The sequence below is a fragment of the Streptomyces sp. NPDC002276 genome (assembly GCF_053891435.1).
In genome coordinates, this window is the sequence record NZ_JBSFCQ010000001.1 from 1 (window position 1) to 11,427 (window position 11,427).

At 71.2% G+C, this 11,427-nt stretch carries 9 protein-coding genes and 1 pseudogene; 2 read left to right on the forward strand and 8 right to left on the reverse strand.

The window, feature by feature from the left end:
* Positions 1-206 precede the first annotated feature (206 nt).
* Both ACWIHT_RS00005 and ACWIHT_RS00010 read right to left on the reverse strand, forming a co-directional pair.
* Entirely contained in the window at positions 207-785 is a 579-nt protein-coding gene (locus tag ACWIHT_RS00005) for an ATP-binding protein (RefSeq protein ID WP_456162672.1), read from the reverse strand.
* Between the two features lie 393 nt (positions 786-1,178).
* Positions 1,179-1,505, reverse strand: coding sequence for a hypothetical protein (locus ACWIHT_RS00010; protein ID WP_019075127.1), 327 nt, complete (start codon positions 1,503-1,505; stop codon positions 1,179-1,181).
* Positions 1,506-1,834: 329 nt separating this feature from the next.
* On the opposite strand from ACWIHT_RS00010, the gene ACWIHT_RS00015 reads away from it, so the two are divergent.
* A complete protein-coding gene (locus ACWIHT_RS00015; protein ID WP_456162674.1) occupies positions 1,835-2,965 on the forward strand; it encodes a PLP-dependent cysteine synthase family protein in 1,131 nt (376 codons plus the stop codon).
* Between the two features lie 235 nt (positions 2,966-3,200).
* Here the strand turns inward: ACWIHT_RS00015 and ACWIHT_RS00020 are convergent, their stop codons facing one another.
* Positions 3,201-3,674 (reverse strand): SRPBCC family protein, encoded by a 474-nt coding sequence (locus ACWIHT_RS00020; protein ID WP_456162676.1) that lies wholly within the window; start codon positions 3,672-3,674, stop codon positions 3,201-3,203.
* A gap of 81 nt (positions 3,675-3,755) precedes the next feature.
* On the reverse strand, positions 3,756-4,586 hold the full coding sequence (locus tag ACWIHT_RS00025; RefSeq protein ID WP_456162678.1) for a DeoR/GlpR family DNA-binding transcription regulator: 831 nt from the start codon (positions 4,584-4,586) through the stop codon (positions 3,756-3,758).
* A gap of 290 nt (positions 4,587-4,876) precedes the next feature.
* On the opposite strand from ACWIHT_RS00025, the gene ACWIHT_RS00030 reads away from it, so the two are divergent.
* The gene (locus ACWIHT_RS00030) at positions 4,877-7,312 is read left to right on the forward strand and encodes a hypothetical protein (RefSeq protein ID WP_456162680.1); all 2,436 of its coding nucleotides are present in this window, start codon (positions 4,877-4,879) and stop codon (positions 7,310-7,312) included.
* Here ACWIHT_RS00030 and ACWIHT_RS00035 read toward each other — a convergent pair.
* The 4 genes and pseudogenes from ACWIHT_RS00035 to ACWIHT_RS00050 all read right to left on the reverse strand — a co-directional run bounded on the left by ACWIHT_RS00035 (position 7,282) and on the right by ACWIHT_RS00050 (position 11,332).
* Complete coding sequence (locus ACWIHT_RS00035; protein WP_456162682.1) at positions 7,282-9,717, reverse strand: right-handed parallel beta-helix repeat-containing protein; 2,436 nt, start codon at positions 9,715-9,717, stop codon at positions 7,282-7,284. The genes ACWIHT_RS00030 and ACWIHT_RS00035 overlap by 31 nt on opposite strands.
* A gap of 106 nt (positions 9,718-9,823) precedes the next feature.
* Positions 9,824-10,429, reverse strand: coding sequence for an Rv1733c family protein (locus ACWIHT_RS00040; protein ID WP_456162684.1), 606 nt, complete (start codon positions 10,427-10,429; stop codon positions 9,824-9,826).
* A 199-nt stretch (positions 10,430-10,628) separates the two neighbouring features.
* Positions 10,629-10,858, reverse strand: a pseudogene (locus ACWIHT_RS00045) (MOSC N-terminal beta barrel domain-containing protein); the annotation flags it as partial.
* Between the two features lie 42 nt (positions 10,859-10,900).
* A complete protein-coding gene (locus ACWIHT_RS00050) occupies positions 10,901-11,332 on the reverse strand; it encodes a DUF6643 family protein (protein ID WP_019075119.1) in 432 nt (143 codons plus the stop codon).
* Positions 11,333-11,427 lie beyond the last annotated feature (95 nt).

Consider the following 11,427-nt stretch of genomic DNA (forward strand, 5'->3'; position numbering starts at 1 on the left):
CCAGCGCGCGGAGGCGCGCAGCGCCGAGCACGGTGGGGCTCTCGACACCGGCTTAAGGCGCCCCGTAGGCGACCGAACCAAAAGAGGTGCGCGCGGCGCCTTTTCAACACGGGCCCGGCTGTGGGGCGCCTTTTCAACTCCGGCCCGGCTGTGCGGCGCAACCCCACACCGGCCCAGTCACCCCCCCAACCCAAATCACCGCCCGGTCAACCGGCAACGGCCGACCGGGCGGGAGCGTGCTGGGACCGGTGTTCGTCCACCGGAAGTTCGACCTCGCTGACGAACCGGTGCGCAGGCTTCTCCGCACCCACCCGACGCACCGCCGCCGGTGTCGCCGCTTCAGCCGCCGGCGCAGTTCCAGTAGACGCCGCCACCACGGCAGCCCCCGCCGAAAGCTTGAACCAGACGACCTTCCCGGACTCCCCGTCCGGCCGCACCCCCCAGCTCTCGCTGACGGCGGCCACCATCGCAAGCCCGCGCCCACAAGTGGCTGTGGCCGCGACATCGGAAATGTCGCCGGCGACCGGGAGCCGGGGATCGTGGTCGTGCACGGAGACGACGAGGTGGTCGAGCAGCAGCTCGATCTCGACGGTGCATGTCTTGTCGGGCTGGGCGTGCCGGTGGACGTTGGTCAGGAGCTCTGTCACACCGAGCGCCGCCCGGTCTATCAGTGGATCCAGATGCCAGTAGCGCAACTGCGCAGATACGATTCTGCGGACCTGGCCGATCCGCGACGGCAGGGCTTGGAGCTCTACCGCGCAGTGCCTGCTTGGGTGAGTGATCACGGCTGCGACTCCCCGACGAGAGGTCCGGAAGAACACGGAGTTCGGATCGGATCCAGCGGGCTGGTCGAGGGAAATAGGCCGCCTGCTGTTGTGCCCGGCGGCTGGTTCGCAGCGTTATCGCCGGTAAACCCAGAGTGACGTGAGACCAGAGTGACGCAAGGGTGACGGTCTCGCAACTCGCCGCTGCTCACCGCCCGCTCGCGGCACCGGCCGACAGTGGTCCCTCGCAGCGGCCCCGCCCGCCGGCCAGCGCCACCCAGCACGGGCTCGTAGCTGCCCAGCCCGCCAGCGGTACCCAGCACAGGCTCATAGCCGCCCAGCCCACCGGCCAGCGTCACCCAGCACGCAGGCTCGTAGCCGCCCCGCCCGCCGGCGGCCCCCAGCACAGGCCGGTCAGCCGCCCCCACGCCCAGCAGCCTTACGCACGGCCTCGATGAACCGGCGTGCCGCAGGAGGCCCGGGCTGCCCCGGAGCCGGATCGTGCTCGCCGAGGGTCAACAGGTACCGATTGCCGTTCAGATCGGCCAGCGCCCGGTCCTCCGGGGCGAACCAGGGCTTGGACGCGCGTACCGCCTGCACCGGCGCACTGTCGATCTCGCTGCCGTAGCTGGTGAGCAACTCCAGCCTGCCGTCGTTGATCCGGACCTGTCCGGCCCGGGTGAGCGACCGCAGCCGCTTCCCGATCCGCACGCCCGTGGCCGTGAACTCCGGCTCCGCCATGCTTCCCCGCCCCTCGCTCCAGGACATCTGGTGATCCAGTGTGCGCCCCCGTTCAGGACGTTCGTCCCGCTCCGGTGCAGTCTGCCCGCACGGGGCGTCGAGCACCAGTACGCACGACGCGGTCACGGTGAGTACCCGGAGCACTCGCATAAATGCGCCCCCAGGATCCGCTGTGATCGCTCGCCCGGGTCCGTCGTGATCGTCCCCCAGGGGTCCCTTTGACCTCCCCAAAGGCATGTTTATGCAGGTGAGAAGCGTGCGGAAGGTGCTTATGATCGAGGTGTCGGCCGCGCGAGGCGCCGTCGGCGCGAAGCGTAAGGAGTCCCGCCGTGAGCACCATCCCACAGGCCCCGACCGGTGCCACCCTCGACGTCGACCGCAGCGACACCGCCTACCGGAGCTGGCTGAAAGAAGCCGTCCGCAAGGTCCAGGCCGACGCGAACCGCTCCGCGGACACCCACCTCCTCCGCTTCCCGCTGCCCGACCACTGGGGCATCGACCTGTACCTGAAAGACGAGTCCACCCACCCCACCGGCAGCCTCAAACACCGCCTCGCCCGCTCCCTCTTCCTCTACGGCCTGTGCAATGGCTGGATCCGGCCCACCCGCCCGGTGATCGAGGCGTCCAGCGGCTCCACCGCCGTCTCCGAGGCGTACTTCGCCAAGCTGATCGGTGTCCCCTTCATCGCGGTCATGCCGCGCACGACCAGCGCCGAGAAGATCCGCCTCATCGAATTCCACGGTGGCCGCTGCCACTTCGTGGACGACCCGCGCAAGATGTACGAGGAGTCGGCCGCCCTGGCGGTGGAGACCGGCGGCCACTACATGGACCAGTTCACCTACGCGGAGCGGGCGACGGACTGGCGCGGCAACAACAACATCGCCGAATCCATCTTCCGCCAGCTGGAGTTGGAGCGTTTCCCGGAGCCCGCGTGGATCGTCGCCACGGCCGGCACCGGCGGCACCTCGGCGACCCTCGCGCGCTACGTCCACTACACGCAGCGCGACACCCTGGTCTGTGTCGCCGACCCGGAGAACTCCTGCTTCTTCGAGGGCTGGACCACCGGCGATCCGGACGTCACCCGTGACTGCGGCTCCCGTATCGAGGGTATCGGCCGCCCCCGGATGGAACCGAGCTTCGTGCCCGGCGCCATCGACCGCATGATGCAGGTCCCGGACGCGGCCAGCGTCGCCGCCGTACGAGCCCTGGAACAAGCCATCGGCCGCAAGGCGGGCGGCTCCACGGGCACCGGCCTCTGGAGCGCCCTGAAGATCATCGCCGAGATGGTGGCAGCGGGCCAACAGGGCAGCGTGGTAACCCTGTTGTGCGACCCGGGTGACCGCTACCTGGACAAGTACTACTCGGACACCTGGCTTACGGAACAGGGCCTGGACATCACGCCGTACAGCAAGGCGATCACATCACTACTGGAGACGGGACTTTGGTCCAACCCCAACTGAAGCGCCCCTTCAGAGGCGCGGGGCTGTCTCGATTTACGGCTCCGCCGCGCGGACGCGCCCAGCCACAATGAACCCGCGCCCAGCCACAATGAACCCGCGCCCAGCCACAATGAACCCGCGCCCAGCCACAATGAACCCGCGGCCAACCGCAACGAACCCGCGGCCAACCGCAACGAACCCGCGGCCAACCGCAACGAACCCGCGGCCAACACGTACCCACGCCCAACAACGAGCCCTAACGCCCCAGCCGCCGATCCAACGCCGCAACCGCCCCCTTGAACGCCCGCCCCAACCCGGGCCGAGCCAACCGCACAACCCCCCGAAACGCAGCGTTCCCATCCGCGGCGAACGTCCACTGAACCCGCGTCCCGCCGCTCCCCGCAGGGATCAGTCGCCACTCCTCGGCCAACGCCCGCGCCCCCGGCGCATTCGTGACGTCGACTCGATACGCGTACACCTCCGCCTCCTTCGCCGCGATCACCGTCTCCCGGAAGTGGCCGCCACCCTTGAGCCGGATGTCACGCCCGGCACCGTCGTCGACCGACTCGGCCCGGGTCACGGCCGAGAACCACTCGGCCCACCCCGGGACATCGTCGTTGAGGGCGTGGAAGACGGCGTCCGGTGCCGCGGACATCTCCTGGGCGAAGATCAGCCGTACCGGAGCGGTGTCGATGAAGTCGAGCCCGACAGGGCGGAGATGGTTGGCCATGGACGCGAACCCCCTTGACGGTTAAGGGAAGTTGACCGAACAGAGATCGACCAAAGCGAGGTCACCATAGCTGGCGACCCGTCAGATGTCTTCCTCATCACCGAGTTCGCCCGCCACCACCAGCCGCCGCAGATGCTCGGAGATGTCCTCGCGTGCCTCGGCCGGCAGCCCCGCGTCCGTCACCAGCGTGTCGACCTGCTCCAGCGCGGCGAACGAACTCAGGCCCACCGTCCCCCACTTGGTGTGGTCGGCGACCACCACGACCCGTCGCGCGGACTGCACGAGCCTGCGGTTGGTCTCGGCCTCGGCGAGGTTCGGCGTGGACAGCCCGGCCTCGACCGATATGCCGTGGACACCGAGGAAGAGCATGTCGAAGTGGAGCGCCGCGATCGCCTGGTCGGCCACCGGGCCCACCAGCGAGTCGGAGGGGGTCCGCACCCCGCCGGTCAGGACGACCGTCGCGGCGCCCTGCCGCTGCCCCGAGGTGCGCTGTGCGGCGTGGAAGACGTCCGCCACCCGCACCGAGTTGGTGACCACGGTGAGATCGGCGACTTCAAGGAGATGGTGGGCCAGCGCGTACGTCGTCGTACCGCCCGAGAGCGCGATCGCCGTGCCGGGTGCGACGAGTTCCGCCGCGGCCCGTGCGATGTCCTCCTTGGCGGTCAGCTCAAGACCCGACTTCGCCTCGAAGCCCGGTTCGTGCGTGCTCGCCTCGACGACCGGTACCGCCCCGCCGTGCACCTTCTCCAGAACGCCCTGGCGGGCCAGCGCATCGAGGTCGCGGCGGACGGTCATGTCCGACACGCCGAGCTTGCGGGTCAGTTCGTTGACACGGACGCCGCCCCGGCGCCGGACCTCGTCGAGGATCAGGGCGCGCCGCTGCTCCGCGAGGAGGTTCTGATTCTCACTCACGTACGCTCCGGTCCTTTCGCCTCAACCCGTCCGACCGTCCGGCGCACCGGCTCGGAGCAGGACCTTCGTCCCGGCTGCGGTGCGCGGACGTCCCATCCTCGCACGCCCCCGCAAGCACTGCGCCATCGCCTGTCCCGACGCGCGCATGTCATCGGGGCCTCATCCGTCCCCCGCGTTGTCACACGGATCGGGGAGATTCGGTGACAGGGCGTGTGCGACGCGCCGAAAGGGGCGATCCTGGTGGCCACACGGACACAGACGGACGGTACGTCACGGGGGATGTGCGAACAGTGGAGCGTGTGCAGGAACATGCCGTCACGAGCGGGGCCGACGAGCCCGCCGGACGGCCCGACCGAACCAACCCAACCAATCCAACCGACCGCAACAACCCGACCGACCGAACGAACCCAACAGACCGGCCCGACCGGACCGAACCCGCCCTGGAACTCCTGGTCCACGGAGTCGGCGGCGCCACACCCGAGGAGATGCTCGGTGATCCGCGCACGGTACGGATCACCGGCGACGACACGGCGGCCGTCTTCCGGCGCACCACCGACGTCGACGCCGAGTCCAGAACCGCCGACGGCCGCACCGGACCGATCCGCGAGGCGTACGTCTGGTGCAACCTGACCTCCGGCAACGGCACCCGCGCCCTGTGGTTGCTGCTGCTGCCGTTCATGGTCGTCAACCTCGCGCACTGGATGCGCCCCACCGCCCGCGACCGGAAACGGACGGTGCGCTTCTACGGGCTGCTGGTGCGGCTCGCGGGACTCACCCTCACTGTGCTGCTCGTCGCGGCGGCCTGCGAGGTCGCCCTCGATCTCGCCGCCTGGCAGTGCGCGGGCACGCGCGCGTGCGCCGAGCGCCACTCCTGGCTGGGCTTCCTGTCGCCCGCCGTCTCGCACGACAGCTGGTGGAGCCGCCCAGGCCGCCGCCTCGCGCTCGCCGCCCTGGTGCCGACCGCGCTGACCGTCCTCCTCTGGTACCTGTCCCGTCGTACCTGGAGCGCGTACGAGTCCCAGCGCCCGATTCCCCGCCGCCCCGAGCCCGACGACGAGACCGGCCAGAGCTCGCTCGGCCGCCCCGGCTTCTGGTACGGCCGCCGCCTGGTCGCCCGACTGCGGGCCGCCCACACGGCGGCCGGCCTCCTGACCGTCGCCGCGGCAGTCACCGTCTCGACGGCGACCTTCGACCGCGGGCCCAACGGATCCCCCGCCCTCACCTCGGCCCCCACCCCCGCCCTCGCTTCCATCGGCGCGCTCCTGGAGACCGCGCTCGCGGGCCTCACGTTCGTCGTGGTCTACGTGGTGTGCCGTCGGGGCCGCAGCGAGAACCGCCTCGACCAGGCACTCGACCGCCGTCTCGTACGGTGGCTGCCGCTCGGCGCGCTCCTGCTGCTCGCCCTCGCCCTGCTGTACGCCGCGTGGCCGCGCCCCGGATGGGAGTCCTCCGGGCGGCTTCCCGGAGACGCGGCCTTCGGCGGGATCGCCCTGGTCCAGGGCCTGTTGGTGATCGCCCTCGCGGTCGTCGCCCACCTGCTGCACCGCACCCACCCCGACCCGCGCGCCGCGATGCGCGGCCTGGGCGGCCCGGCCGTCGCGATGCTCGCCTGCGCGCTGGGCGGCGTGATGTCCGGCGGGGTCTCCCAGCGGGTCTCCGACTGGCTGGACGGCACCGGAATGTCCATCGCGGGCCCGCCCGTGCTGCTCACCTGGCAGGCCTCGGTTATCCCGCCGCTGCTCGTCGTCGTCCTCGTGCTCTCCGCCGGACTCGGCCACCGCACCTGGCGGCTGCGCCGCGCCGAACTGGGCGCGGTGGCGGGCGACTACCCGGGCGAGCGCCGGGACCAGGCCCGGACCGCTCGCATCGCGAGCACGCGCGCGATGGCCACCCTCACCGACCGCGGCCCTCTCCTGGTCGCCGTCACCTCCACCGCGACCCTCCTCCTGGGCGCCGGAGCGCTCGTCGGCGCCTTCACGACCGACAAGACACCGGAACGGGCCGGAGAGGAGGGGCGGGCTTTCGTGCACGGTGCCGCCCAGACCTCCCAGGGACTCGGCTCCTGGCTGATCGGGCTCGGCTTCATACTCTTCGTCACCTGGGGCAGGCGCGCCTACAAGGACCCCTCCGCGCGGCGCACCATCGGCATCCTGTGGGACGTCGGCACCTTCTGGCCGCGCGCCGCCCACCCCTTCGCCCCGCCCTGCTACGCCGAGCGCGCGGTCCCCGACCTGACCTGGCGCATCGCCACCTGGACCCGCGCCACCGGCGGCCGGCTCGTCCTCTCCGGCCACTCCCAGGGCAGCGTCCTGGCCGCCGCCGCGGCCTGGCAGCTCAAACCGGCCCAGCGCAAACGAGTCGCCCTCCTGACCTACGGCTCACCCCTGGAGCGCCTCTACGGCCGCTGGTTCCCCGCCCACTTCGGACCGGCCGCGCTCAGCCGCCTGCACCACGAGGTCGACTGCTGGCGCAATCTGTACCGGCTCACCGACCCCATCGGCGGCCCGGTGCGCCTGACCGGCGACTGCGGCCCCGAGGTGGACCACGGTCCGCTCAAGGACCCGCTGGAGTACGGCCGTACCGCCCAACACCCGTTGCCCGCCCCGATCCTGGGCCACTCCGACTACCAGGCCGACCCGGCCTTCGCCGTGGAACGGGAGCGGCTGCTGGCCCGGCTGCGGCCCGAGGTGCCGCCTCAGGGCAGCTCGGGCAGGTCGTCCGCGTAGAGGAGGGTGAGGTCGTCCGTGCTCGGTTCCTCGACCTGGGCGACCCGGCTCGCGTGCCGCTCCACCATCGCCTCGAACGTCTGCCGCGCGGTACGGCCGTTGCCGAACGCGGCACCCTTAGGGATCGCGGTGAAGTACTTCGTGAGCCCCTCGGACGCGCCCTCGGCGAGCCGGTACTCGTGCTCCTCGGCCTGCTGCTCGACGATCCTCAGCAGTTCCTCGGCGTTGTAGTCGCTGAAGGTGATGGTCCGTGAGAAACGGGACGCCACACCGGGGTTGACGGACAGGAACCGCTCCATCTCGGCGGTGTAGCCCGCGACGATCACCACGACCGCGTCCCGGTGGTCCTCCATCAGCTTCACGAGCGTGTCGATGGCCTCTTTACCGAAGTCGCGGCCCGAGTCCTCCGGGGAGAGGGCGTACGCCTCGTCGATGAACAGCACCCCGCCGCGCGCCTTGTCGAAGGCCTCCTGGGTGCGGATCGCCGTCGAGCCGATGTGCTCGCCGACCAGGTCGACCCGGGACACCTCGACGAGATGCCCCTTCTCCAGGACACCGAGGGAGGCGAGGATCTCGCCGTAGAGGCGGGCGACCGTCGTCTTGCCGGTGCCGGGGGAGCCGGTGAAGACCAGGTGTCGTTTGACGGAAGCCGCCTTGAGGCCGGCCTGCTGGCGGCGGCGGCCCACCTCGATCATGTCGATGAGGGAACGCACCTCGCGCTTGACGCTGTCCAGGCCGACAAGAGCGTCGAGTTCACCGAGGACCGCCTTGGAGGTGCGGGACTCCCTGTCCGGCTCCGGCGCGGTGACCGGGGGTGTCTGCTCGGCGGTGCGCTGGCCGGGGATCGCGCCCAGCACACTGGTGGCCTGGCTCGCCGTCTCCACGGCCGTCTCGTGCGCGGTGGGCTGCTTGAGGCCGCTCTCGTCGCTGGTGCAGTCCTCGACGACGGGTCCGGTGCCGGGCCCCGCGTCCGGTCCGGCGTCCGCGAACTCGTAACCACCGCGCGCGCACCGCTCCGTGCGGCACTTCTTGAGCGTCGTACGACAGCCGTCTATGACGTGGAAGCCGTAGCCGCCGCTGCCCGTCACGCGGCAGCCCTGGAAGGTGCCCCGGCCGCCCGCGGAGACGTAGAAACCGGCCTCGGCGGGGGAGTCGACCGTGCAGCGCTCGATGGTGGGGTCGGCGCCCTTGGTGACGATCACGCCGGTCTGGGTGGCGTCCACGGTGCAGTTGTTCAGGGTGCCGCCGCTGCCGTGGTCGCGGAACCAGGCGCCCGTGGCCGCGTCCCGGATCCGGCAGTCGTCGAGCTGCGCGGTCGCGCCGTCGCTCACCGACACGGCCGTGTTGCGCACCTGGGAGATGTCACTGTCGACGACGTCCGCGCGGGAGCCGCGGTCGAGGACGAACAGTGCGTCCGGTACGTCGTGCACCCGGCAGGAGTCGAGGACCACGGTCGCGCCGTCGCTGACCCACACCGCCGGATAGTCGCCCGTGCTGTCGAAGATCTCGCACTGGTTGGCGTCCACGCGCGTGCCCGGGTCCCACACCGACAGTCCGTTGCGCCCGAACTGACGCACCGTCGTCCTCGTCAGCGTCAGGACCGAGCGGGAGCGCAGGTCGACCGCGTTCTCCGGGATGTCGTGGATACGGCAGTCGGCGAGCGTCAGCACGGCGTCCGTGTCGAGCGTGACGCCGTCCGCGGCCGTACGGTGCACATCGCAGTCGGTGAGGTGCGCGGTGGCCCGGGCGGTGATCTGGACGCCGCTGCCGCGCGTCTCGTAGACCTCGCAACCCACCGCCTCCAGCGAGGAGTTCTCGCCCGTCGCGGACAGGCCGACCCCCGAGGCGTGGTGGATGCGGCAGCGCTCCAGGCGAGGGTGGCCGCCGGCGCGGACCGCGACGCCCGCCTGGCCGGCCGAGACGACCTCGCACTCCTCGAACACCCCGCCACCGCCGTCGAGTACGGCGATCCCGATGCCGGCCGGGTTGTCGACCGTGCAGCGCCGCACGGTGGGGCGGGCGCCGCCGCGCACCTCGATGCCGGAAGCGGAGCGCGTGACGATCCGCAGATCCGTCAACTCCGGTGCCCCGTCCTCGACCAGGAGGGCGGGCGCGGCCGAGTCCTGGCCCTCGACGTGCAGGTCCTGGACGATCGCCGAGGCGCGCACGGTCAACGGCACGCCGTCCAGGGGCGCGATGCGCACCGAGCCGGGCGAACCCTCGGGGCCGCGCAGGGTCACCGACCGCTGCACGACGAGGTTCTCCCGGTAGGTGCCGGGAGCGACGGTCAGTACGTCGCCCTCGGCCGCGGCCTCCAGGGCGGCGGCGAGCGACGCGTACTCACCTGTGCGGCGCCGCCACCGCGATGTACCGGTGTGCGTCACCTGGACCGTGCCCTGTGCCATGGCGCTGCTGTGCCCCCACCTCGTGATACGCGGGTTGATGCCGAAGCCTTCGCCGGTCCACCGTAGCGTGCGTGCGGGCGGTGGGTTGACCAGAGCGGGAAGGCTGTCAGCTGCCGGTGCCGGTCCTGCCCCAGTCCGGGCCCGCCCGCTCCCATGCCCGGTCCCAACGCGCGTACCTGCGGCGGACCATGCGCCACAGTACGAACCGTCGGCCGCTGTCGACGAGCCCGGCGGTCAGCAGCGCCGCACCGAACCCGGCGAGCACGGCATGCGTCGTCGCCGTGGCCGAGTCCAGCGGGCGGGTCACTATGTGGCCGTGCTGGTCCGTCCAGACTCTGAAGTGGTCGCCATGGTGCGGGGTGTTGAGGCTCGCCATCACCGCGCCGTGCTGGACGGTGCCGTCCGGCGCGGTCCAGTCGGCGAGGACCCGGGTGCGGACGTCCCGCGCGGTGGCCGAGTCGGGGTCGGGGTCGATCTCGGCACCCTTGAGTTTCTTGACCACCGTGGCCGTCACGGCGTGCCGGTCCGCGCGCTGCTCCCGCACCGACCGCTGCAGGGTGTCCTGCGCGACGGCACCGACGAGCGAACCGATCAAGGGCGCGGCGACCAGGACCAGCAGCAGGACCACGAGGGCCAGCCAGGCCTCGACCAGATCGGTTGCGCGACGCAGCGGATTGCGCCGCCAGCGCCACAGACCCCTGATTGCTCCCACCGTCCCGCACCCCCTTCCCGCTCCGTGATAACTCCTGGGAGAGCCGTTCACGCGAGGCGGGCGTCGAAGAGAGAGCGAAATCACCTCTCCCCGGGCCTTTCATGAACTTCTCACGGGATCTCAACGACCGGGCCCACGGGGAGGGTTCCCGCCCCCGCGCCTCCAACGTTGGATCTTCGCCCGGGCGAGAATCCGGACCGTCGAGGCCGGGTGCGGACAGACGAACGCCGCCGCCGGGCAGAAGCCCGGCGGCGGCCAGTGCGAGACGCGGGTACTCGCGTTGCGTGACGACCTTCCCCCGTCGTCGATCAGTGCGCGGCGTCGGTCACCGGTCGGCCCCCAAGGCTCCACCTGAGCCTCCCGGGGAGAGAAGCCCCGGAGCGCCTTGACCGGATGAACGTGGCTCGACCGCGGCTCCGCATTCCCCATCACTCCATCGTGCCAGGCGGCACCGACAGCGCAGGGTGCGGATCAGTAACCGCGGTACTGCTGGTTGTTGCTGTACGGGTCCTGCTGGTACGGAGCGGGGGCCGGGCGGGGAGCCGCCGGACGCATCGCCTCGTAACCGGCCGGAGCCGCCATCGGACGCGGCTGCTGTTGCTGCTGGCCGTAACCGCGCGGCGGGGCCTGCTGCGGGATGTAGGCGGCGGGCGCCTGCTGCAGCGGTGACGGCTGCTGTGCCTGCGGATAGCCGTAGGGGGTCTGCGAGGGACCCGCCGGGAGGGCGGGCAGCGCGGACGGCAGCGCGGGCAGGTTGCTCCCCGGCATGTCGTACGCGGCGGGAACCCGGATCGGGGCGATCTGCGGGGTCCCCCGCTCGGCCACGAGGGAGTCGTAGATCGGAGTGTCCGGGAACGAGGCGGAGTAGTAGCCGCCGCCATAAGTGGAGCGGGGGGAGGTCATGGCACATAAGTTAAGCCCACGATGTGGTGGTTGGGGAGACCGATTAGAGGGTTGTTTTCCGTGTCGGCAGCGGCATGGGATCCCCAATGCGAGCG